This window comes from Arthrobacter sp. FB24, from assembly GCF_000196235.1.
Taxonomy (GTDB): Bacteria; Actinomycetota; Actinomycetes; order Actinomycetales; family Micrococcaceae; genus Arthrobacter.
This window is the reverse complement of record NC_008541.1, coordinates 4,383,337-4,406,820: the sequence shown is the minus strand read 5'-3', so window position 1 is coordinate 4,406,820 and position 23,484 is coordinate 4,383,337. Positions and strand designations below refer to the sequence as shown.

The window sequence follows — 23,484 nt, the reverse complement described above, 5'->3', positions numbered from 1 at the left end:
CTTAGCCGCGGGGGCCCAGATCTTTGCTGAATGCCAGGAACTTGATGGTTTCCGGATCTGCCGCCAGATCGAACAGTGGCTCGTACCCGGAGTTCAGGTAGAGGTGCTTCGCTTCGGGCTGCCGCGGACCGGTGGTTAGGTACACCTGGCTGTAGCCGCGGCGGACTGCCAGGGCCTCTAGCTCAGCGAGCACGAACCTGGCCAGTCCGCGGCGGCGGTGGGCCGAGTGCGTCCAGATCCGTTTGAACTCTGCTGTTTCCGGCCCGTGCCGCCGGAAAGCCCCTCCCGCCACGGATTCTTCGTTCTCCTGGACGATCAGCAGTGCCCCACCCGGCGCGGCGAATTCCGCCGCAGGGTAACGGTTGAGTTCCTCGGCGGCGGCCTTCCGGCCGAACAAATCGCCATACCGGCCGTCGTACTCCTCAGCGAGCTCGTCCAGCAGCGGCCGGACCCGGGCGTCATGCATGGGCAGGTTCAGCACGGTCAGCTCTGACACCTCCAACGGGGCGGGCGCCTGCGACGACGCCGGCGGGACGGTTAGTTGTTCCATGGCTGGGCCTTTCCCGAGACGGCCGCTGCGGCCGGCTCTTGCACAACACGGCTTTCACCGCGTTCTTCCGCTGCGTGTTCAACTCCGTCGTGTGGGTCCTCAGCCAGCAAGCAAAGGACCCGCCGTGCCAGCGCATCGTTCTCCCGGAACGGTGCGGCGTTCGTCCCGGGGCGGGCAAAGGCGCCGGCGCCCCAGCCGGAGGTGTGGGGTCCGACGGCGAACATCCTGCGGTTCGGTTCCCCCACGGGGCTGACAAGCTCGCCGGCAGGGGAGACCAGCAGGCGCCCGGTTGCGTGGAGGCCGCCGGCAGTGAGGACCGCCTGCTCGCTGCCCAGCCCGGAGCTGTGCAGATGCCGCAGCAGCGGATTCGCCGAGCCGGCCACCGCGGGGGCAGGAAGCCGCGCTTCGATCAATGCCGCGGCCGGTACCCTTACCCCGCTTTGGGCCGACACAGCCACGAACTGCCCGGATGCCTCATCGGGCACGATTTCCAGCCCGGGGCCTAGGAACTGCAGCAGCCCTGCCCGGTGGAGTGCCAGCAGTTCGCGCAGGCGCTGTGGCGGCGGGCCGGAGTCCACGAAGCTGAAGAAGCCGTGCCACCAGCCATGAACCGCCTGCTGCGACCGCGCATTGAGCCGTTCGGCCGGCACCAGCCGCCCGAGCTCCATGTATACCTTGAGCAGTGCGATGAACAGGGCGAGGGTCTCCGAGTGGTCCGGGCTGGTCCGCAGCCGGAGGTCGTGTTCGATGTAGGCCGCCACGGCGCGCTGCACGTCATCATGCCCGGCGAAGTCACGCCCGGCAGTATCCAACCCTGTAAGGGGCCGGTCCAGCTGTTCGAAGTCCAGGTGGAACTCCGTGTCCGGAACCGATTCGAGCACCAGCCGTTCGCGTTCGGCGCTGTACCAGTCCAGTGCGCCGAACCGGTCCGAAAATTCGTTCCAGCCGATGTTCACGCGTTCCGGGTAGCCCGTGAAGAGCTCGCGGAAGTATCCGTACCCGGCGTCCTTGGCTATCAGCGGCCAGAGGTGGGTCCGGAAGTCCAGCTCCCCGTGCCGCGCCAGCAAGTCCTGCACGGCGGCGGCGGTGAAGAAACGGGGGGCGCCGGCCGCTTCGCCGCGGAGGGTGGAGGAAATCTTGGAATGGTATGGAACCCCGCGCCGCGAACCCGCCCAGAGCCGCGGTTCCGCACCTGACGGAAGGTACGCCAGGCCGCCGTCGGGCGTTTCCTGAAACCGGCCGCCCCGGCCTTCTGTCAGCAGGACCACCAGGTCCACGAAGGCCAGCCCCATGCCCGAGACGATCACGTCCTGGCCGGGGGCCAGCGCTGAATAGTCGACGTCGGTGGTGTAGCTGGGTGCCGCGTGGAACCCGCCGTGCCGGGCAGCAAAGCCGGCAAAGCGGGCGGACGTCTCGTCCGGCAGCGAATCAGTGTGGCCCAAGGCGGAAACCACGACGTTGGCATCCACCGCAGCGCCACCGGCAAGCCTCACGCGGTACGCGCCGGTGCCGCTATCGCCGTCGGAATCGATCCGGACCGCAGTGTCCCGGTGGAGGGTGACTGTGACGTCAGGGCCAAGGGCGGAAACCGCCCGGCGGAAGAACCACTCAAGGTAGACGCTCTGCAGCTGGCGGGTGGGAAAGGTGGTGCCATCCAGGGCCTGCAGCTGGCGCTGCAGTTCCGGCGTGAGCGGGGGAACGTCGGTGATGGTGCCGTCCAGCACCCCGGCAGCCCACCCGTCGAGCCCGGGGCCGTCGGCAGCGGGACCCTCGCAGGCAACGGAGGCGTCGGTGAACATGGTGATGTCCGCTGCGGCGGAGTTGAGCAGCAGGCCGGGGTGCTGGTCGTAGCGCCAGATCCTGCCGGAACCGGGAGTGTGGGGCTCGATGACGTGGATGGCCAGCGGACGGGAGAAGAGCTCCGGCCGGTTGGCCGCGAGGCGTTCCAGGATGCCGGCCGTCCGGGGACCGCCGCCCACAAAGGCCACGGAAGGGATGTTCGCTGGCACGGCTGGACTCCTGTTCAGGCGGGGTGGTTGGGGACCGGGGTTTTCGCCTCATGCTAGGCAACGGGCCTGGCCCCGGTCGACGCCCGGGTCACGGCCGTTCACGACGCGTAATCCCGCGTAAATCGGCGCAAGAAAACGACTCATGACGCCGCAAGAACCTCTGTGAACCCATGCAACACGCCGCCTTGCTCCGGGTTTCCTGCCTCCCTAGATTTGCAGCAATCCGAAGCTGACAAACCAACCCGAGATGACAAGAAGCGAGGTGGCGCATGAGTTCAACAGCAACCCGGGCAGCGCAGTCCGCAGCTGGGCCGGCGTCCGCCGGAACTGACGCAAGTGTTCCCAATTCCGGCCCGTCCGGTGAGCCGGGCGGCCCCCAGGTACCCGAAGCCCGCCAGCCCGCCACCGACTACGCGGACTACCGGCTGGTCCCGTCCCGCCACCCGTGGCGCTGGGTGGGTACCGCAGTGGTGGCACTCGGGGTCGCCGCAGTGGTGTGGTCGCTGGCCACCAACCCGCGCTGGGAATGGGGTGTGGTGGCCCAGTGGTTCACCGCGCAGTCCGTAGTCAACGGGCTGGTGGAAACTCTCAAGCTGACCGCCATCTCCGGTGCCCTCGGGTTCGTCCTGGGCTTCATCCTCGCCCTGATGCGCCTGTCCGCTTCCCCGCTGCTGGTCTCGGTGTCCTGGACCTTTTCCTGGATCTTCCGCTCCACCCCGCTCCTGGTGCAGATGCTCCTTTGGTACAACCTTGGCTACCTCTACGAGAAGATCAGCCTGGGAATTCCCTTCACGGACGTCCGTTTCTTCGAAGTCCAGACCACCACCCTGATCAGCCAGTTCGCGGCAGCAGTCCTCGGCCTGACCCTGAACCAGGCGGCGTACTCGGCGGAGATCATCCGCGGCGGCATCCTCTCGGTGGACCAGGGCCAGCTGGAAGCAGCAGCCGCCCTGGGCATTCCCGCCTGGCGCCGCTCCACCCGGATCGTCCTGCCGCAGGCCATGCGGGCCATCCTGCCCACGGCCTTCAACGAGATCATCGGCCTCGTCAAGGGAACGTCCATCGTCTACGTCCTGGCGTATTCGGAGCTGTTCTACACCGTCCAGGTCATCTACAACAGGACCCAGCAGGTTCTTCCCCTGCTGCTCGTGGCCACCCTCTGGTACGTCGTGATCACCTCCGTGCTCAGCGTTTTCCAGTACTACATCGAACGGCACTATTCGAAGGGCGCCGTGCGGACCCTCCCGATGACCCCGCTCCAGAAGGCCCGCAGGTTCTTCGCCACCCACGCTGCCGTTACCGACAACCGAGCAAGGAGCACCCGATGAGCACGGCCGTCGCTGCACCCCCAACAACGCGCGGACTGGTGGAAATCACCAAGGTCCGGAAATCCTTCGGGACCACGGAAGTCCTCAAAGGCATCACCCTGACGGTGGAGCCGGGCGGTGTCGCCGTCATCGTGGGGCCGTCCGGGTCCGGCAAGTCCACCCTGCTGCGCACCATCAACCACCTGGAAAAGGTGGACGGCGGCTTCATCGCCATCGACGGCGAACTGGTGGGCTATGAGGTCCGCGGAAAGCGGCTCCATGAACTGCGCGAGAAGGACATCCTTAAGCAGCGCACCGAAATCGGCATGGTGTTCCAGAACTTCAACCTCTTCCCGCACCTCACGGCACTGGAGAACGTGACCGAAGCGCCCGTCGTCGCCCCGCGTTCCGGCAAACCGCGGCTGACCAAGGCTGAAGCCCGGACCCGCGGACTGGAGCTGCTGGACCGGGTGGGGCTGAAGGACCGCGCCGATGCCTACCCGCGCCAGCTGTCCGGCGGCCAGCAGCAACGCGTGGCGATCGCCCGGGCCCTGGCGCTGGACCCCAAGATCCTCCTCTTCGACGAGCCCACCTCGGCACTGGACCCCGAACTCGTCAACGAGGTCCTGGACGTCATCCGCGAACTTGCCACCTCCGGGACCACACTGATCATCGTCACCCACGAAATGGGCTTCGCCCGCGACGTGGCGGACACGGTGGTCTTCATGGACCAGGGGCAGATCGTGGAACAGGGCGCGCCCCAGGACATCTTCACCAGACCGCAGGAAGAACGCACCCGGAGTTTCTTCTCCAAGGTGATCGAACCCGCTTTCAATATCTAAGGAAACCTCCATGGCATCGACCAACACCCGGCTCCGGGCTGCTTCATTGACAGGGAAAGCACGAGTGCGCTCTCTGCCCGCCGTCGTCCTTCTCGGTACTCTGTCCGGCACCCTTGCGCTGAGCGGCTGCGCCGATCCCGGGGCCGCGGCCTCCGGCGATGCAGTATCCGGCAAGCCAGGGACGACGGCGGCACGCAACGGCGTCGTCTACAACACCTCACCGGACCAGAAGCGCATCCGGGCGGAGAAGGATGCGGCGCTCGCCGCCAAGGTCCCGGAGCTGATCGGAAAGGATGGCAAGCTCACCGTGGCCACCACCGCCGGCTCCATCCCGCTGTCCTTCCACGCCACGGATGACAAGACACCCGTCGGCTCCGAGCTGGACATCGCGCAGCTGGTGGCGGACAAGCTGGGACTGGAGCTCGACGTCCAGGTCACCTCCTGGGAGAACTGGCCGCTGAAGACGCAGTCCGGCGACTTCGAAGCCGTGTTCTCCAACGTGGGCATCAACGCCGCCCGCGTGAAGCTGTTCGACTTTGCCAGCTACCGGGCCGCCTACATGGGTTTCGAGGCCAAGAAGAGTTCCAGCTATGACATCAAGGGCGCGGACGACATCTCCGGCCTGAAGGTCTCGGTGGGTTCCGGAACCAACCAGGAGAAGATCCTGCTGGCGTGGAACAAGGAACTTGAGGCCAAGGGGAAGGCACCGGCGGTGCTCCAGTACTACTCCTCCGACGCCGACACCATCCTGGCGCTGTCCTCGGGCCGGACCGACCTCAACATCGCGCCCTACCCGTCCACGGCGTACCGCGAGAACACACGGGACGACCTGAAGATTGTTGGCAAGGTCAACGCCGGCTGGCCGTCCGAAACCCTGGTGGCTGCCACGTCGCTTAAGGGCAACGGGCTGGCCCCCGGTTATCACGGAGGCGCTGAACTCCGCCATCAAGGACGGCTCATACGGCAAGGTCCTGGAACGCTGGGGCCTGTCCGAGGAAGCCCTGCCGGAGTCGAAGACCGTCACCGAGGCAAACTTCGGGACTGCCAAATGAAATTCCAGGTCCTCGACATCGTCCCGCACCTGAAGAACCCGGTCACGGGGGCGATCGTCTCCACGGCTGACCGGCTCAACCAGGTGGTCCGGACCGCGCAGCGCGCCGAGGAGCTGGGCTACGACAGCTTCTCGGTCGGGGAGCGGCACGCCGGGGAGTTCATCTCGTCGTCGCCCACCACCGTGCTGGCCGCCATCGCCGCAGTCACCAGCCGGATCCGGTTGCAGAGCGGGGTGACCGTCCTCTCCGTCCTGGACCCCGTGCGCGTTGCGGAGGATTACGCCACGATCGACCAGCTGAGCCGGGGCCGGCTGGAACTGGTGATCGGCAAAGGCAACGAAGTGCTCCAGTACCCGTTGTTCGGACTGGACCTCGAGGACCAGTGGGACCTCCTGGCGGAAAAGTACGGGCTCCTCCGCCGGCTGTGGCGTGAGGAGAACGTCACGTGGTCCGGCCGGTTCCGGGCGGCCCTGGAAGAACCCGCCACCACCACCCCGCGGCCGTTCGCGGGTGCACCGCGCGTTTGGCACGGTTCAGCCACCACCCTGACTTCCGCCGCGCTCGCGGCCCGGTGGGGCGATCCGCTGTTCACCGCCAACGCCATCCAACCGCGGGAAAACTACCAGGTGCTGATCGATCATTACCGCGAGGAATATGAAAGGCACGGGCATGATCCGCGGCACCAGTACTTGGGATCGGGCAGCGGCGCGGGCGGAGTGTTCATTGCCGATACCACGCAGGAAGCCAAGCGGCAGTTCGGCCCCGTGTACGAGGCACTGACCGCGGGCCGCGACGTACCCGGAAACAACTCGCCGTTCCGGGACATCGACCACGCCGTCGCTGAGGGCCCTGCCCTGGTGGGCAGCCCGGAGCAGGTGGTGGACAAGATCCTCAGCTACCACGAGCTATACGGCCACGACCTCCAGTCCATCTCGCTGCCCACCACCCTGCCGTTCGAACAGCAACTCGACATCCTGGAGCGGTTCGCCCTGGAGGTCATCCCGGCCGTCCGGGCCGCCGCCCCCACCACGCTGTGGGAACCGGAGGATCCTTTCGCCGGCCGTCCGGAGTCTGCCGGAACCACCGAACCGGACGCTGCCGCCACCGTCACCGCCGACCACGACAACTACAGGAGCTACCATGCCCACGTCTACGCACACTGAAACTTCGTTCGCCGCGGCCTGGGCCGAGTGGCATGCCGCCCATGAGGGGCTCCGCGCTGCCGCACACGGGTTCCTCGCCGTCACCCACCTGCACTGGCTGGGCGCTGAGCCGGCGCGGCTGGACGGCGTTCCCGGCACCTGGAACGTGGAGGACGGCGCCGTCCGGCTGGTTTTGGCCGAAGGCGAGAACCTGCAGCAGGACGGCAGGGAACTCAACCCCGACGGCGGCAGCGCCACCGTGTTGTTCGGTCCCATCGCGGAACGCGGCGGCATCAACCTGGCGGCGGGGGACACCGTCGTCGAGCTCGCCAAACGAGGCGGCGAATACATCGTCCGTCCGCGCCGCGCGGACAATCCGCTGCTCCGGGAGTACCGGGGGACGCCGGCGTACGCGCCGGACCCCGCGTACGCCGTCGAGGGCATCTTTGTGCCGTTCGACGAACCGCGAGCCACCACCGTGGGCGCCGCCGTCGAGGGCATCCAGCACCTCTACGAAGCGCCGGGACAGGTCCGGTTCCGGCTGGGCGGGCGCGATCTTGCACTGACCGCGTTCACCGGCAACGCCCCGGGGAGCCTGTCGGTGCTGTTCACCGATGAAACGTCCGGCAAGACCACCTACGCGGCCAACCGCTCGCTGACCGTCGCGGCGCCCGGCCTTGACGGCAGGGTCAGCCTGGACTTCAACCGGTCGGTGAACCTGCCGTGCGCCTACACGGACCTGGCCACGTGCCCGCTGCCCCCTGCCGAGAACCGGCTGCCGGTAGCCGTCGAAGCCGGCGAGAAGACCCCCACCGAACGCCAGGACGCACGATGAGCAACCCAATCCACACCCCCGGAGGCCGGGGCTTCCTGGCGCTGGAACTCGACGGCGCCAGCGGCGACCCAGCCGAGGGAGACACAGCAGGAGGTGCCCCGGCGCTCGCGGCAGCAGTGCTGGCCGCCGAGTCGGCCGGTTTCCACGCCGTGACGTTCCGGGATGCGCCGGAGGAGGGGCGGCTCAACGCGTTGCAGCGCGCCGCCTTCGCCGGCCCGCTGACCCGGCGGATAGCGCTGATCCCGGAGATGGATACGGCCTACACCGAGCCCTTCCACGCCTCCACCCAGCTGGCCAGCCTGGACTATGTCAGCGGCGGCCGTGCCGGCTGGATTGCAACAGCGGCCGACGACCGCGCTGCGGCCGCTGCGGTCGGACGCACGTATGTCACGGACGACGGCCTTGCCCGGGAGGCCGCTGCCTCCATCGAGGCCGGTCGCAGGCTGTGGGACTCCTGGGAGGACGACGCCGTGATCCGCGACGTCGCCAGCGGACGCTATCTCGACGCGGGCAAGCTGCATTACGTGGACTTTGACGGTCCCGGCTACTCGGTGAAGGGACCGTCCATCATCCCCCGTCCGCTGCAAGGGCAGCTGCCGGTGCTTGTACCGGCACCGCTGGTGGGCGACGGCCTGGTTGAGCCCTCCGCGGTGGACGCGGTCCTGGTGTCTGCTCCCACTGTTGAGCTCCTCGTGGACGAGGTCCGTGATGTGCGGGCGCGGCTGGGCGGCGGATCGCCCGCAGTGGTGGTGGAGCTCGACGTCATTCTGGACGCCCGCGGACAGACCGCTGCCCAGCGGCTCGGGGGAGGACAGCGCGCCGGCCGGCGGCCGGACGGCGCCGCGGCTGACGGTACCCAGCGGGCACGCTTCGCCGGGTCCGCCGCCGAATTGGCCGAGATGCTGGCGGAAGTGCTGGAAGCGGCTGACGGCGTCCGGCTGTATCCGGCCGTGCTCGACGTCGACTTCGAAGAACTGGCCCGGCTGGTGCTGCCGGAACTCCGGCGCAGGGGAGTGCTCGCCCCGGTGCCGCAGGACGGCACCTTCAGGGACCTGCTGGGCCTCGAACGGCCGGCCAGCCGCTACGCCGCAACCGCCGTTCGAAATTAGGGGAAAACCATGACACAACACAGCCGTGCTAAATACAAGCCGAGCGGGAAGCTCCAGTTCGGCATCTTCTTCCAGGGCGTCAACTCGGGAACCATCTGGAAGGCCGCTGAATCCGGCTCACAGACGGACTTCGAATCATTCCGCCGCATCGCCCAGACAGCTGAACGGGGCCTCTTCGCCGCGTTCTTCCTGGGTGAAGGCCTCCGGCTCCGCGAGCACCTCGGGCGCCCGCATGAACTGGACGTTGCGGGGCGGCCCGACGCCCAGACCATGCTCGCAGCCCTGGCCGCGGTGACGTCCAACATCGGACTGGTCGCCACCCAGAACACCACCTACAACGACCCGGCGGACCTGGCACACCGGCTGTCCTCGCTGGACCTGCTCTCCGGCGGGCGGGCGGCATGGAACATCGTGACCACGGACAACGCCTGGACCGGCGCCAACTTCCGCCGCGGCGGTTATCTTGACCACGCTGACCGCTACACGCAAGCCGAGGCCTTCGTGGAGACCGCCAAGCAGATCTGGGACTCGCATGATCCTGCCGCAGGCGGGTGGCGGCGGGTGGTCCACGAGGGACAGCACTACACCGTGGACGTGACACCGCGCCTGCCCCGCAGCGCCCAGTACCGGCCCGTCCTGTTCCAGGCCGGGGACTCCCCGGAAGGCCGGGACTTCGCCGCACGGCAGGCCGACGTCATTTTCTCCGCCCACCCCAAGCTCGACGACGCCCTGGACTTCCGGCGCGACATCGTGGAGCGGACGCTGAACGCAGGACGCGGGGCTAACGACGTCAAGATCATGCCAGCCAGCGAGTTCATCCTGGCCGCGACGCCCGAGGAAGCCCGGGACAAGAAAGCCTGGGTCCGTAGCCTCCAGATCGGCCCGCAGCAGGCCATCGCCTACCTGGAACAGTTCTGGGGGCGCGAACTGGGTGGCTACGATCCGGACGGGCCGCTGCCGGAGATTGATCCGGTGGTGGAGGAAACCTCCGAGACCCGCGGCAGCGGCTTCCACGGGGCCAAAGCGCGGCAGCTGGCAGACCAGTGGCGGGCCGAAGCCAAGGAAAAGGGACTGTCCATCCGCCAGTTCGTCTCGGCCAAGACCAGCCGCGTGGACGCCACGTTCAACGGGTCCTACACCGAAGTGGCCGACCGGCTGGTGGAGTATGCCCGGACCGGTGCCGTGGACGGCTTCAACATCTCACCATGGCTGATCCCGACCGGCCTGGATGACATCGTCAACCACCTGGTGCCCGCACTGCAGGAACGCGGCGTCTACCCCACCGGATATGCCGGCTGCACGCTGCGGGAGAACCTGGGCCTGTCAACGCCGGAGCGTCCCGGCACGGACTCCGCCGACGTGGTTGCCGAGCCCTCGGCCGCGAGGGCCTGAACCGATGGATGACGGCGTGTCCGGTACCGAGGTGGAAGACGCCGGCCTCGAATCAGCCGCAGATATCATCAGGCTGCAGCTGACCATGTGGCAGCAGTACCTCTAGTCAGTCCTTCGGGGCCTGGGCGATCCTGACCATGTTGCCGGCGGGGTCGCGGAAGGCGCAGTCGCGCGGACCCCAGGGCTGGTCGATGGGCTCCTGCATGACCTCGGCGCCGGATGCGCGCACCTTCTCGAAGGTTGCGTCGAGATCGTCGGTGCGGAACACGAGCATGGGCAGGACTCCCTTGGTGAGGAGCTCCTGCATCATGTCCCCGTCTTCCGGGGAGCGGCCGGCATGCGGCTCGGAGAGCACGATCTCAAGGCCCGGCTGGTCCGCGCTGCCGAGCGTGATCCAGTGGAAGCCCCCGGAGGCTACGTCGTTGCGCAATTCGAGGCCGAGGGCATCGCGGTAGAAGGCGAGGGCCTTTTCGGTGTTATCGACGGTGATGTTGCAGTACTGGAGTGAAATGTTCATGCCACCAACTTATTCGGCGGGCGTCAGCGCCGCTTCTCGAATACTGCTCACTTGGCGGCCGGGCCCGGCGCCGGAGGGTCGCCGGCTGGGCCGCGTGGCAAGCCTGGCCACGCAGCCCGGCATCGCTTCCACTGCGCTGTGCTCCCGGACCCGGTACGCACTGGGCGATTCGCCCACGAGTTCCGTGAAGCGCGAGCTGAACGAGCCCAGCGAGGTACAACCCACGGCCATGCAGGCATCGGTCACGCTCATGCCGCCCCGGAGCAGCGCCATGGCCCGCTCGATACGGCGGGTCATCAGGTAGCTGTAGGGAGTCTCGCCGTAGGCGGCGCGGAACTGCCGGGAGAAATGCGCCGGTGACATCAGGGCCTTGCGCGCCATGGTGGGCACATCCAAGGCCCGGGCGAAGTCCCTGTCGATCAGGTCCCGCGCCCGGCGCAGGTGCGCCAGGTTGGCGAGCTCTTGCGGGGTCATGTCACGAGCGTACGCCGCGGCGCCCGGGAGCGCCACGGCGAAGTGCAGGGCAGCCGCCGGCCGCCCTGCACTTCCATGTCGAAAGCCGAACTACTTCTTCGGCAGTCCCGCCGGGTTCAGTTCGGACTTCGGGACGGCTTCCGCGCTAAGGCCCCAGCGGTCCAGGATTTTGGCATAGCTGCCGTCTTCGATGAGGTGGTTCAGGCCGGCCTGGGCGGCAGCGGCAAAGCCGTTGCCCTTCTTGGTGGTGGCCGCGATGCTGGCCTTCAGTGGCCAGCCGCCGTCCACCAGGCCTACCAGCTTGGTCTTTGCGTCGGACGCCGCCTTGAAGGCGGCCGTAGCGTTCGGCCCGAACGTCAGGTCCGCGCGTCCGGACTGGAGGGCGAGCGAGGAGGCGGAGTCGTCGTCGTAATACTGGAACTCCACCGCTGGCAGGCCGTTCTTCTTGTTCTCCTCATCCCAGCGCAGCAGGATGGACTCCTGGTTGGTCCCCGAACCCACAATCACGCGCTTCCCGGCAACATCCGGAGCGGATTCCACCTTGCTGATGGAGCTGTCGCTCTTGGTGTAGAAACCCAGTTTGTCGTCCCGGTAGCTGGCGAAATCGAACTTGAGTTTCCGCTCCTCGGTCACCGTGACATTGGATAGCACGGCCTCGTACTTGCCGGACTCGACGCCGAGGGGCCAGTCCGCCCAGGCGGTGGGAACGATGTCAGCCTCCAGCCCCAGCGTCTGGGCCAGTGCGACGGCGATATCCACCTCGTTGCCCACCGGAGTCTTGTTGTCCGTGGCGTAGACGGCCAACGGCGCTGCGAAGGGGCTGACGGCCACCGTGAGCTTGCCGTCTTTCTTGATGGCTTCCGGCACCAGAGCCGCGGCTGCCGGGTCAACGGCGGCTGCCTCCCGGTTCTGCTCGGGGGAGAGGTTGAACTGCTTGACGCCTGCGGCGGACGTCGCCGGACCGGACGCCGGGGCCGCTGCGGCGCCGGGGTCGGAGCAGGCCGCAAGCACCAGCAAAGTGGTGGCTGCCAGCGCTGCGGTGACGCCGGGTTTGAGTGAAAAACGGGCCATGGTTTCCCCTTGGAAGTGTGCGGATTTGGTGCTTGTGCCAGCAACTATCCGGCAGCGTGAAAAACCGGTCAAAGCACTGTGAAACCCGGCGATACAGGGGGTAACCGGGGTTAATCCGGCGTCTGCTGACGTCACGGAAACACTTCCGGGGACCGCGGCGGCCGGTACGAAGATGCCCGGCCGCCGCGGCCGTCGGGGGACGCCGGCCTACTCTCCGAGGGCCTTGATGACTTCCTTTGCCACGTCCTCGCTGGACTGCGGGTTCTGCCCGGTGATCAGGTTCCGGTCGCGGACCACGTTGGAGCCCCAGGCGGCGCCGTTCTCAACGATGGCCCCCTTTTCCTTGAGCACGTCCTCCACGAACCACGGGGTGTTGGGTCCGGTGCCGCCGCTGAGTTCCTCGTCGTCGGAGAAAACGGTGAGGTGACGGCCGGCGAACGCAAACTTCCCGTCGCCGTCTACGGCGCTGAGGAGGCCTGCCGGACCGTGGCAGAACGGCGCGATGACCTTGCCGGCCCGGTCCGCCTCAGCCAGGATGCGGCCCAGGTCGGCGTCTTGGTAGAGGTCCGCCATGGGGCCGTGGCCACCCGGCATCACCACGGCGTCGTACCCGGAGGGGTCGACGTCGGCTAGCACCAGCGGAGCGGAAAGTTCGGCGTCGATCTTGGCGAGGTACTCGCGGAAGCCGTCCGCCCGGTCCTGGCCGCCGGCCGACTCTGCGGCGAGGCTCACCTCGTCCACAGTGGGCTTGGCTCCGCCGGGGGTTGCGATATGCACCGTGTGGCCTGCGTCGCGCAGTGTCTGGTGCGATACCACCAGCTCCTCCGCCCAGTAGCCCGTGGGGTGCTGGGTGCCGTCCCGCATGGTGAGGGAATCGGCAGCGGATACGACCATCAGAATGTTTGCCATGATGTTGCTCCTTTCCGGCCGGCCTGTTCGGGCCGGCTCCTAAGGGCGCCAACCCGCTAAGCAAGCTGAGTATTCCTGCCAGCGGGGGCACGCAGTAAGCTTTGGCATGGCCACATCACTGCTGAAGCTGGTTTTGTCCGTTGCCACGGCACTTGCGCTGGCCCTGATGGGCGGCAGTCCGGCGACGGCGGGACCGCCGCGTACGCCCGACCGCGTAGGCATCGATGTCTCGTGGCCGCAGTGCGGAAAGACCCTGCCCGAGGGGCTGGCTTTCGCGATCGTGGGCGTCAACAACGGACTCGCGAACAACACGAATCCCTGCCTCGGGGACCAGCTTGACTGGGCCGATTCGACGATTGTGGAAGACCAAGTCACCAGCCAGCCGCGCGTCGCCCTCTACGTGAACACCGCCAACCCCGGGCTGGCCGGTTCCTGGTGGCCCAAATCCAACTTCTACATGGGCACCGTCGTGGACAATCCCTACGGGAAGTGCCAGGGCAAGAACGACAAGGCCTGCGCCTATATGTACGGCTACGCGAAAGCATACGACGACGCCGTGCTGCGCGGCGTTGACGGCCCGGAGGACTACTTCTGGTGGCTGGATGTGGAGACAGAAAACAGCTGGCAAGCCGACACCGAAGCCAACCGGGCTGACCTGGAAGGAATGACCGCCTACTTCGAAAGCATCGGCGCCGACGTCGGAATCTATTCCACCGGCTACCAGTGGGGCAAGATTGCGGGGACGGTCCCCTCCACCAGCAACCTGGCGGGGCTTCCCAGTTGGCTCGCCGGTGCACGAACCCTGAAGGGGGCCAAGTCCAACTGCTCTCTGGAAGGGCTCACGCCGGGCAGCACAGTGGAAGTAACGCAGTATGTCTCCAACGGCCTCGACTACAACTACGCCTGCGAATAGCTGGGCTGTAAGCCGTGTTACAGAAGTTCACCGGAGTATCTGGAATTAATCTCAGTGGAACCTGAGTACTGAAGACAAAAAACAGGTATATAAACACCAAAGTCGAGTGGAACATACTGATGTTTTCCTGAGTGAACACCCCTAGCATCGGGACTATAAATGCGGCCAATGACGGCCGCATTTCCCATTCGCACCCGGGGGTTCACCATGCAACAAGCGTCCACCACATCCATACTCGTCCGCCGGCTGGCTGCTGCCGTCGTCCTTCCCGGCGTTCTGACCAGCATGTTGGTGCTGGTACCGGCGGCCCATGCGGCCAACGACACCGCCAGCATCTGCAACGGAGTGGTGAACCAGCTGGCCCATCGCGGCACCGTACAGGAAAACCTGCTCAAGGCGGCAGCCCGCAAGAACGCCGTGTTGATCGCGTCCCTGCAGGCCGAACGCACCGCGCTGCAGGCCACAGCCAACAGCCTTGCGGCGGAGATCGCCGCGGCGGACAAAGCGCTTGCTGGACTTGAAGCTGAGGAAGAGCAGCTGGGCACGGAGGTAGGCACGGCGGAAACCAAGCTGGCCGGATTGCTGGTCGCGCAGACTATGGCGGCCCAGTCGGTCGCAGACGCGGAGAAGGCGCTGGCCGGCCTTGAGGCGGATGTTGCCACCACCGAAGCGCAACTCATCCCATTGCAGGAGGAGCTCGACGTTGCCCAAGCCGCGGCTGTACTTCTAGGACAGCAGAAAGCTGCCCTGGAAGCCCAGGAATCGGCGAAGAAGGGTGAGATCAGCGCGGCCGAAGGCGAGCTCTCGGCGCTCCAAGCGGCAGCAGACGCCGCAGCCGAGGCCCTTGCCGGCAAGAACGCCGAGATTGCCAAAGCACAGGGCGAATTGACGAATCTCACGGGGATAGCCGACGATGCCGCGGCCGCCGCCACCGAAGCGGCCCAAGCCGTCACCGACGCCGAGGCCGAGCTCGCACGGCTGCAGGGCGTCGAGGATACCGCGCAGGCGCAGCTTGAGGCCCAGCAAACTAAGGTTGCAGACGCCAAGTCGACACTCGTTACCCTGGAGTCGACAGCTGCGGCTGCGGCCGACGCCGCAGCGGGAAAAGCGGCGGAGATCAGTGCTGCGCAGAGTGAACTCACGTCGCTGCAGGCTTCAGCCAGCCAGGCCGCTGACGCGCTGGCCGCCAAGAACGCCGCGATCGGAGCGGCGCAGGAGGCGCTTTCCTCGCTCGAGGCAAGCGCGGCGGCCGCCGCATCGGCCCTCGCCGCCAATACAAATAAGATTACTTCGGTCAACGCGGAAATCACCACGCTCCAAGGGCAGATTGCGGCCGCGAACACCGCGATCGCGGCCAAGCAGGCTGAGCTGACTACAGCGCAAGGCCAGCTCACTACACTGCAGGCCAGCAAGGCTTCACTGGAGTCGGAGATCGCCGCCCTTACGGCGCAGATTGACGCGATCAACGGCAACTCCAAAGCCAAACGGGATCTGATAGCACAGCGGGACGTGAAGCAGGCCCAGCTGAATGTTGTGAACGGCCAAATCAGCACTAAAAATGCCCAGATCTCCGGGTACCAGGGTGACTTGGCCGCTCTTCAGTACTCTGTGGACGCGCTGAACGCCCAGCTCTTGGCCAAGCAGCAGGAAAGCAGCGCACTGCAACAACAGGCTTCGCCGCTCCAGTCGGCATTGACCGCAGCGAACGCCGCCGTCGCCACAAAGGAGGGCGAGATCTCGACGCTGAAGGCACAACTTCCGGGCCTCGAATCCGCGGTGAGCGCCGCGAATGCCGCTGTTGCTGCAAAGCAGGGAGAACTCACGGTTCTGGAGGGCCAGCTGCCGGCACTCCAAGGTGCTGCAGCCACGGCCGCGGCGAGCGTCACAGCTCAGGAAAAGGTCGTGGCTGATCTGGAAGCCGCAATCCCGGGTCTGGAGACCGGCGTGGCCGAGGCCGAAGCGGCGGTTGCCGCGCAGAAGGCGGTGCTCGCCGGTCTGCAGTCCAACCTGGCAGAAGCGAACGACGCCGTCGCGTCCGCAAACGCGGCGGTGGAGGCCAAGAGGGCGCAGATCAGTGCCTTGGAGGGCGAGCTGCCGGGACTTCAGGCTGCGGCGGATGTTGCCAAGGCCTCGGTTTCGGCCAAGCAGGATGAAATCGCGAAGCTGAACACTGAGATGGACGCATTGGTCAGCCAGTTAGCGGATCTCAACGCCCGGATCGCAGCCAAGGAGGCCGAGGTTCTGGATCTGCAGAACCGTGTGGCTCCACTCCTGGAACAGCTCAACAAACTCAACGGGGAAATCAGCACCACGGAGGCCCAACTCAAGACCCTCCAAGCGCAGCTGACAGCGCTGGACCAGCAGGTGACGACTGCCCAAGGACAGCTGAGCACGCTCACGGCCCAAAAGAAGACAAACAAGGACGCCATCGAGGCCCAGCGCATAAAGGTCAAGTCCCTTCAGGACCAGCTCGGCGCCGTTCAGGGCCAGATAGCAGCCATCGACGGGCAGATCCTGCTGGGCGGCTGCGTAGCGAAATAGCACAAGCGAGCTAAAAAGGAGCGGGGTCGCCGGAAACGGTGGCCCCGCTCCCGCGTGTCCGGCGCCACGACTCCCGCGTGTCCGGCGCCACGACTCCCGCGTGTCCGGCGCCACGACTCCCGCGTGTCCGGCGCCACGACGACGTTGAGAAATAACCCGGGCGCCGCCGTCGTTGTCGCCAGTGTGCCTGTTCCGCAAACGGAACGGCGCCGCCAACGCTCCGCTATGAAAGGCCGGCTCCTCCGTGACTGTTCCGCTTTCCATCCTTGACCTGGCCACCATCGCCAAGGACCAGACCGCAGCCGAGAGCTTTGCCGGCAGCGTGGCCATGGCGCAGCGGGCGGAGGAGCTGGGGTACCGCCGGGTCTGGTACGCGGAGCACCACAACATGTCCTCTATCGCTTCGTCGGCAACGAGCGTGCTGATCGCCCACATCGCGGCCAACACCAGCACCATCAGGCTGGGTGCCGGCGGCGTGATGCTGCCCAACCACTCCCCGCTCACCATCGCCGAGCAATTCGGCACGCTGGAGACCCTGCATCCGGGCCGCATCGACCTCGGTCTGGGCCGTGCGCCCGGCAGTGACCAGAACACCATGCGAGCACTCCGGCGCGACCCGATGTCCGCGGACAGCTTCCCGCAGGATGTCCTGGAACTGCAGGGCTACCTCACCGGCCCCACCCGCATCCAGGGCGTTGAGGCGACGCCGGGCAAGGGCACCAACGTGCCCCTGTACATTCTGGGCTCCTCGCTTTTCGGGGCCCGGCTCGCAGCGCAGCTTGGATTGCCGTACGCCTTCGCTTCGCACTTCGCTCCCAATGCCCTGCAGGAAGCGGTGGCCATCTACCGGCGGGAATTCAAGCCCTCGGCCCAGCTGGATGCCCCGCACGTGATTGCAGGCGTCAACGTGATAGCGGCCGATTCCGCCTCCGAAGCCCAAGAGATGTTCCAGGCCACCAAGCGCGCCCGCGTGTCCCTGTTCTTTGGCAACGGCAGGGTGTTCACCGACGACGAGGCGGACATGATCCTCGACTCGCCGCAGGGCCAGCACGTAGCCCAGATGATGAAGTACTCGGCGATCGGGACCCCTGACGTGGTGATGGACTACCTGGACGAGTTTGCCGCCCACGCTGATGCGGACGAACTGATCGTGGCCCACCAGAGCAACGGAACCGAGGCCCGCCTGCGGTCCGTGGAACTCCTCGCCAGCGCTGCGGGGCTGGTCCGCGCCTAGGGCCGCGTCACGCCGTCGGGCGCTACCTTTTGAAAGCGCTCCCCTTGACAACTCTCAACTGAACCGGTTTAGTGGATATCACTGAACCGGTTCAGTGAGTTGTATCACTGAGCCGCCGAGCGAGTAAAGGCGGAATCCATGGCAGTCACCATCAGCGACGTCGCCCACGCGGCCGGCGTCAGCAAGGGTGCTGTCTCCTATGCCCTCAACGGCCAGCCGGGAGTCAGCGAGGGAACCCGGGAACGGATCCTCCAGGTGGCCAAAGAACTCGGCTGGAAACCCAGCCTGCGGGCCAAAGGCCTCTCGTCCGCCAAGGCCTACGCCTTGGGACTCGTCGTTGCCAGGGACCCCTCCCTGCTCGGAACGGACCCGTTCTTTCCGGCGTTCATCGCCGGCATCGAAACGGCGCTCGCGGAACACGACTATACCCTGGTGCTCAGCGTCGCTACGGGCGCCGGAGCGGAGGAACGCTGCTACCGCAAGCTGGCCGAGAACGGAAGGGTGGACGGGTTTCTCCTCACCGACGTCCGACACGACGACTCCCGCATCCCGCTGCTGCAGGAACTCAAACTCCCGGCGGTCACCTTGAACCGGCCCGACGCGGAATCGCCGTTCCCTGCCGTTTCCATGGACGACTGCGCCGGAATCACGGCAGCCGTCGAGCATCTGGTGGCGCTGGGCCACACCCGCATTGCGCATGTCGGCGGCGGCCAGGAATACATCCACGGCAGGAGCCGCCGCCAGGCGTGGGAAGACGCTCTGTCCGCTGCCGGCCTCCGCGCCGACCTGTTCGAGGAGGCCGACTTCACAGCCGCCGGAGGCATGGCCGCCACCGCCGATCTGCTCCGACGGGCGGACAAGCCCACGGCAATCGTGTACGCCAATGACCTGATGGCGACCGCCGGCCAGTCTTACGCACAAACCCAGGGCCTCACTGTGCCGGGAGATTTGTCCGTCACGGGCTATGACAACGCCGACTTCACCCAGTACCTCAATCCGCCCCTCACCACCGTCTCCACCGATCCCATGCTCTGGGGCCAGGTTGCCGCCCAAGTGCTCCTCAATCAGCTCAGCAACGCGCACGACGGGCAAGACACGGTTCTCCAGGCTCCGACTCTTTTGGTGAGGGCCTCCACCGGCCCGGTACCCGCCCGTTAGTTCGCCCCGCCCCACCTTGCACCCAGCTTCACCCCATGCCCAGCTACACCCCGCACCCAACCCTCTGTTTCCCTAAATAGGAGTCGCAATGAAGCGCTTTTCAACAGCCGCGCGCGTATTGTCCGTGGCCGCCCTGACCATCATGGGCGCAGGCCTCGCTGCCTGCGGCGGGGGAGGGGGAGGCAGCTCCGCCGACTCGGCCACGGCCGCCAAGGGCCCCATCAAGATCTGGTACTCCAACAACGAGTTCGAGGTGAAGTGGGGCAAGGCAATGGTGGAGTCCTGGAACGCCGCCCACCCGGACGAGAAGATCGATGCCCAGGAAATCCCGGCTGGCAAGAGCTCCGAGGAAGTCATCGGCGCAGCCATTACAGCGGGCAATGCCCCGTGCCTGGTCTTCAACACCGCTCCGGTGGCGGTGCCGCAGTTCCAGAAGCAGGGCGGACTCGTCGCCCTCGACTCCTTCCCCGACGGCGCGCAGTACATCAAGGACCGCACAGGCGACCTCGCCGATCAGTACAAGTCCACGGACGGGAAGATGTACCAGCTTCCGTGGAAATCCAACCCGGTGGTCCTGTTCTACAACAAGGACATCTTCGCCAAGGCCGGCCTGGACCCCGAAAACCCCAAGCTCGGCTCGCACGCCGAATTCCTCGAAACCGCACGGACCCTCGTAAAGTCCGGCGCCACAGCCAACGCCGTATGGCCCTCCCCGGCCAGCGATTTCTTCCAGTCGTGGTTCGACTTCTACCCGTTCTACGCTGCCAACACCGACGGCACTCCGCTCCTGAAGGACAGCAAGGCCACCTTCGACAGCGAAGAGGGCAAGCAGGTCGCCACCATGTTCGCGACCCTCTACAAGGAGAACCTGGCGTCCAAGGAGGTCTTTCAGGGCGACGCCTTCGGTGAGGGAAAATCAGCCATGTCCCTGGCCGGCCCGTGGGCCATCGCCGCGTACAAGGACAAGGTCAACTGGGGCGCCGTGCCGGTGCCCGCCGCTGAATCCAAGGCTGGTACGTCCACCTTCTCGGACGCCAAGAACGTGGCCATGTACTCCGCCTGCGAGAACCAAGGCACAGCCTGGGAGGTTATGAAGTTCGCCACCAGCCAGGAGCAGGACGGCAAGTTGCTGGCCGAGACCGGCCAGATGCCCATGCGCAAGGACCTGACCACTGCGTACGCCGACTACTTCACCAAGAACCCGCTCTACACCCAGTTCGCCGAGCAGGCCGGACGCACCGTCGAGGTGCCCAACGTGCCCAACTCGGTTGAGGTCTGGCAGACCTTCCGGACCGCCTACGCCAAGTCAGTGATCTTCGGCAACGAAAGCATTGACTCCGCGTTCAAGGGCGCCGCAGAAAAGATCGACCAACTGGCAGCACAGAAGTAGCGAGTGATCCCCAATGTCACTCCGATCTTCTGACGGCGGGCCCGCGGCGGGCAGTCCCGCAACGGGCGTGCCGGTTGGACGGACGGCTGACCAGCGGCCGGCGCCCAGGAAACGCAAGAACATCCTGGGCCGCCAGCCGCTGGGGCTGCTGTTCAGCGCCCCGTACGTCATCTACGTCCTGGCTGTCCTGGCCTACCCGCTGGGCTACGCCGTTTACATCTCCTTCCACGACTTCTTCTTCACTGCCCCGCGGGTCAAGGTGGACCGCCCGTTCGTCGGCCTGGACAACTACATCACCGTCCTGTCAGACCCCGCCGTCCAGCGTTCCTTCGCCAACATCGGAGTGTTCCTGGTCATCAACGTCCCGCTGACCGTGGGATTGTCCCTGGTCCTGGCCAACGCCCTGAACCGCGTGACGAAGCTGCGGACCTTCTTCCGGGTCAGCTACTACGTCCCGTACGTCACCGCAAGCGTCGCCGTCGTCGGCGTCTGGCTGTTCCTGTTCCAGCAGAACGGGCTGGTCAATGCGTTGCTGGGGCCACTGGCCCCGAACCCGTCCTGGCTGACCAACTCCTGGCTGGCCATGCCAACGGTGGCGCTGTACGTCACCTGGAAACAGCTGGGATTCTTCATCCTGCTGTATCTGGCCGCACTGCAGAACATACCGGACGAGCTGTACGAATCCGCCTCGGTGGACGGCGGAAACAAATGGGTCCAGTTCTGGAACATCACGGTTCCCGGCGTTCGCTCGGCCAGCGTACTGGTCACGCTGCTCGCCACCATCACCGGCGCCAACCTCTTTACCGAGCCGTACCTCCTCACCGGAGGCGGCGGCCCGGACGGCGCATCGACGTCACCGGTGTTCCTGATGTACCAGAAGGGCATCCTTCAGGGAAACCCCGACGTGGCGGCCGCCCTGGGCGTCATCCTGGTGATCGGCGTCCTGCTGATTGCCTTGATCCAGAAACGCCTCGTGGGCGGAAAGGAGGCCTGACATGTCGGTCATCGACGCGGCGACCGCCGCCAACAACGAAAACGAAAAGAACGACGACGACGCCGGGCTGCCGGGCGCTCTTCCTTCCGGCCGCGGAGGTTCCACAGTTGAAAAGCGCAGGAACCTCGGCGTTGGCAGCTTCGTGCTGCTGGCCGTCGGCGCCTTCGTATTCCTGTTCCCCTTCTACTACATGTTTATCGGCTCGCTGCAGACGTCTCCGGACACTTCAGTGGCGGGTGCATTCCCCAACCCGGCCAACCTCACCGGCGAGAACTATGCCAACATCAACGGTTCCATCGACCTGCTGAAAGGCCTGGTCAACTCCGGGATCTTCACCGGCGGCGTCATCCTGTTCACCGTGGTCTTCGGCCTCCTGGTGGGCTACGCCCTGGCACAGATGCATTTCCGCGGCAAGGGATTCGTCTTCGGCATGATGCTGCTCGTGCAGATGATCCCGTTCCAGCTGCTGCTCATCCCGCTGTACGTCATGATCGTCCGGGACTACGGCCTGGCGGACAGCTACATCGGCATGATCCTGCCGTTCGCGATCAACTCCACCGCCGTCTTCGTTTTCCGTCAGTACTTCATGCAGCTGCCGTCGACGCTGTTTGAAGCCGCCCGGATCGACGGTGCCTCCGAACTGCGGATCCTGTGGCAGATCGCCATTCCGCTGGTGCGTCCGGCAATCGTCACGGCTGTGCTGCTGACCTTCATCGGTCCGTGGAACGAGTTCCTGTGGCCGTTCCTTGTCACCAAGGATTCGTCCATCCAGCCGCTTGCGGTGTCCCTCGCCAACTACATTTCCAACGTCGCCGCCACGGCCTCCAACCCGTTCGGTGCAATCCTCGCCGGCGCCTGCGTCCTCGCGGCACCTGCCATCGCGCTGTTCATCTTCTTCCAGCGCCAGTTCATTTCCACCAATATCGGATCAAGCGTAAAGGGCTAATCAATGACTTCCCCCCACACTTCCGCACTCCCCACCGTTCCCTTCACCCTCACCCGCGCGGGGGTCATCATGTCCCCGGAAGAGGGCAACGACTTTGAAGCGGAAGGCGTCCTCAACCCCGCCAGCGGCCGGGGCCCCGACGGCGAGCTGTACCTTCTGCCCCGGCTCGTCGCCAAGGGTAATGTATCCCGCGTCGGCCTGGCCAAGGTTGTCATCGAAGACGGCGTTCCCACCGGAGTGGAACGCCAAGGCGTAGTGCTCGCCCCGGACGAGGGCTGGGAACGCGGCCTGAACAACGCCGGTACCGAGGACCCCCGCACTACCTGGGTACCCTCCCTGGGCAAGCACCTGATGACCTATGTCGCCTACGGTCCGCTGGGCCCGCGGCTCGCTTTCGCGCATTCCGAGGACCTCCGCAGCTGGGAACGCCTGGGCCCGTGCTTCTTCGAATACAAGGCCGAGCTCTCCATGGACCTGAACCTGTTTCCCAACAAGGACGCCGTGTTCTTCCCGGAACCTGTCAACGACCCTGATGGCATTCCCTCCTATGCGATGCTGCACCGCCCCATGTGGGACCTGGGCTGGATCCGTGACGGCGAAGGCGAGCACCTGCCCGCCGGCGTGACGGACAACCGACCCGGCATCTGGATCTCCTACGTGGCCGTGGAAGACGTGGAAAAGGACATCCGCAACCTGGTGCACATGGGCAAGCACACCCTCGTTGCCCTCAGCGAGTTCCCGTTCGAGGAACTGAAGATCGGTGGCGGTCCCGCGCCGATCCGCGTCGATGAAGGCTGGCTGCTCATCCACCACGGTGTGGCCGGTGCCCTGGAGAAGTCCGCGTTCGACCACCAGCAGAAGGTCAACTACACCGCGGCCGCCATGATCCTGGACGCCAGTGACCCCAGCAAGGTCATTGCCCGCAGCGACAAGCCGCTGCTGGCACCGGAAACCGAAGACGAGATCTCCGGCATCGTGCCCAACGTGGTGTTCCCCACCGCCATCGAGGAAGTGGACGGCCAGCTGTTCGTGTTCTACGGCATGGCCGACTCGAAGATCGGCGTGGCCAGGCTGGACCGCGTTCCGGCCAACTAGCACC

The 23,484-nt window shown here is 66.1% G+C and carries 20 protein-coding genes and 1 pseudogene; 15 read left to right on the top strand and 6 right to left on the bottom strand.

All coding sequences use genetic code 11. The features are described from left to right. Window position 1 precedes the first annotated feature (1 nt). Window positions 2–550, bottom strand: a complete 549-nt coding sequence (locus ARTH_RS19815) for a GNAT family N-acetyltransferase (protein WP_011693734.1) — start codon at window positions 548–550, stop codon at window positions 2–4. Next, window positions 538–2,559: an FAD/NAD(P)-binding protein gene (locus tag ARTH_RS19810; RefSeq protein ID WP_011693733.1), complete on the bottom strand. Its 2,022-nt coding sequence runs from the start codon at window positions 2,557–2,559 to the stop codon at window positions 538–540. Before ARTH_RS19810 ends, ARTH_RS19815 begins: the two co-directional genes overlap by 13 nt. A 269-nt stretch (window positions 2,560–2,828) precedes the next feature. Between ARTH_RS19810 and ARTH_RS19805 the strand changes: the two genes are divergently transcribed. The 7 genes and pseudogenes from ARTH_RS19805 (at window position 2,829) to ARTH_RS19775 (ending at window position 10,238) form a co-directional block, all read left to right on the top strand. Continuing rightward, a complete protein-coding gene (locus ARTH_RS19805) occupies window positions 2,829–3,887 on the top strand; it encodes an amino acid ABC transporter permease (protein ID WP_011693732.1) in 1,059 nt (352 codons plus the stop codon). Further along, a complete protein-coding gene (locus tag ARTH_RS19800) occupies window positions 3,884–4,708 on the top strand; it encodes an amino acid ABC transporter ATP-binding protein (RefSeq protein WP_011693731.1) in 825 nt (274 codons plus the stop codon). The genes ARTH_RS19805 and ARTH_RS19800 overlap by 4 nt, the downstream gene beginning before the upstream one ends. 10 nt (window positions 4,709–4,718) lie before the next feature. Further along, window positions 4,719–5,760, top strand: a pseudogene (locus ARTH_RS19795) (transporter substrate-binding domain-containing protein). After that, complete coding sequence (locus tag ARTH_RS19790; RefSeq protein ID WP_043430119.1) at window positions 5,757–6,923, top strand: LLM class flavin-dependent oxidoreductase; 1,167 nt, start codon at window positions 5,757–5,759, stop codon at window positions 6,921–6,923. The pseudogene ARTH_RS19795 and the gene ARTH_RS19790 overlap by 4 nt, the downstream one beginning before the upstream one ends. Further along, window positions 6,901–7,737 (top strand): DUF1684 domain-containing protein, encoded by an 837-nt coding sequence (locus ARTH_RS19785; protein WP_011693729.1) that lies wholly within the window; start codon window positions 6,901–6,903, stop codon window positions 7,735–7,737. Before ARTH_RS19790 ends, ARTH_RS19785 begins: the two co-directional genes overlap by 23 nt. Beyond that, the gene (locus tag ARTH_RS19780; protein ID WP_011693728.1) at window positions 7,734–8,846 is read left to right on the top strand and encodes an LLM class flavin-dependent oxidoreductase; all 1,113 of its coding nucleotides are present in this window, start codon (window positions 7,734–7,736) and stop codon (window positions 8,844–8,846) included. Before ARTH_RS19785 ends, ARTH_RS19780 begins: the two co-directional genes overlap by 4 nt. 9 nt (window positions 8,847–8,855) lie before the next feature. Next, window positions 8,856–10,238 (top strand): NtaA/DmoA family FMN-dependent monooxygenase, encoded by a 1,383-nt coding sequence (locus tag ARTH_RS19775; protein WP_011693727.1) that lies wholly within the window; start codon window positions 8,856–8,858, stop codon window positions 10,236–10,238. Window positions 10,239–10,344: 106 nt separating this feature from the next. On the opposite strand, the gene ARTH_RS19770 is transcribed toward ARTH_RS19775, so the two are convergent. From ARTH_RS19770 to ARTH_RS19755, 4 genes are all read right to left on the bottom strand, one after another. Further along, a complete protein-coding gene (locus ARTH_RS19770) occupies window positions 10,345–10,755 on the bottom strand; it encodes a VOC family protein (protein ID WP_011693726.1) in 411 nt (136 codons plus the stop codon). A gap of 9 nt (window positions 10,756–10,764) precedes the next feature. After that, complete coding sequence (locus ARTH_RS19765; protein WP_011693725.1) at window positions 10,765–11,229, bottom strand: helix-turn-helix transcriptional regulator; 465 nt, start codon at window positions 11,227–11,229, stop codon at window positions 10,765–10,767. 90 nt (window positions 11,230–11,319) lie between these two features. After that, window positions 11,320–12,300, bottom strand: coding sequence for an ABC transporter substrate-binding protein (locus ARTH_RS19760; protein ID WP_011693724.1), 981 nt, complete (start codon window positions 12,298–12,300; stop codon window positions 11,320–11,322). Between the two features lie 207 nt (window positions 12,301–12,507). After that, complete coding sequence (locus ARTH_RS19755; protein WP_011693723.1) at window positions 12,508–13,209, bottom strand: type 1 glutamine amidotransferase domain-containing protein; 702 nt, start codon at window positions 13,207–13,209, stop codon at window positions 12,508–12,510. 106 nt (window positions 13,210–13,315) lie between these two features. Here ARTH_RS19755 and ARTH_RS19750 point away from each other — a divergent pair, with 106 nt between their 5' ends. The 8 genes from ARTH_RS19750 (at window position 13,316) to ARTH_RS19715 (ending at window position 23,480) form a co-directional block, all read left to right on the top strand. Next, window positions 13,316–14,122: a hypothetical protein gene (locus ARTH_RS19750; protein ID WP_011693722.1), complete on the top strand. Its 807-nt coding sequence runs from the start codon at window positions 13,316–13,318 to the stop codon at window positions 14,120–14,122. Window positions 14,123–14,329: 207 nt separating this feature from the next. Beyond that, window positions 14,330–16,663 carry a chromosome segregation ATPase gene (locus ARTH_RS19745; RefSeq protein WP_011693721.1) on the top strand — a complete coding sequence of 778 codons (2,334 nt, stop codon included), beginning with the start codon at window positions 14,330–14,332 and terminating at the stop codon, window positions 16,661–16,663. Between the two features lie 244 nt (window positions 16,664–16,907). After that, window positions 16,908–17,897: an LLM class flavin-dependent oxidoreductase gene (locus ARTH_RS19740; protein WP_011693720.1), complete on the top strand. Its 990-nt coding sequence runs from the start codon at window positions 16,908–16,910 to the stop codon at window positions 17,895–17,897. A gap of 138 nt (window positions 17,898–18,035) precedes the next feature. After that, window positions 18,036–19,055, top strand: a complete 1,020-nt coding sequence (locus ARTH_RS19735) for a LacI family DNA-binding transcriptional regulator (protein ID WP_011693719.1) — start codon at window positions 18,036–18,038, stop codon at window positions 19,053–19,055. 88 nt (window positions 19,056–19,143) lie between these two features. After that, window positions 19,144–20,445 (top strand): ABC transporter substrate-binding protein, encoded by a 1,302-nt coding sequence (locus ARTH_RS19730; RefSeq protein WP_011693718.1) that lies wholly within the window; start codon window positions 19,144–19,146, stop codon window positions 20,443–20,445. Between the two features lie 13 nt (window positions 20,446–20,458). Then, window positions 20,459–21,439, top strand: coding sequence for a carbohydrate ABC transporter permease (locus tag ARTH_RS19725; RefSeq protein WP_011693717.1), 981 nt, complete (start codon window positions 20,459–20,461; stop codon window positions 21,437–21,439). 1 nt (window position 21,440) lies between these two features. After that, a complete protein-coding gene (locus tag ARTH_RS19720; protein WP_011693716.1) occupies window positions 21,441–22,385 on the top strand; it encodes a carbohydrate ABC transporter permease in 945 nt (314 codons plus the stop codon). Window positions 22,386–22,388: 3 nt separating this feature from the next. Further along, window positions 22,389–23,480, top strand: a complete 1,092-nt coding sequence (locus tag ARTH_RS19715) for a glycoside hydrolase family 130 protein (protein ID WP_011693715.1) — start codon at window positions 22,389–22,391, stop codon at window positions 23,478–23,480. Window positions 23,481–23,484 lie beyond the last annotated feature (4 nt).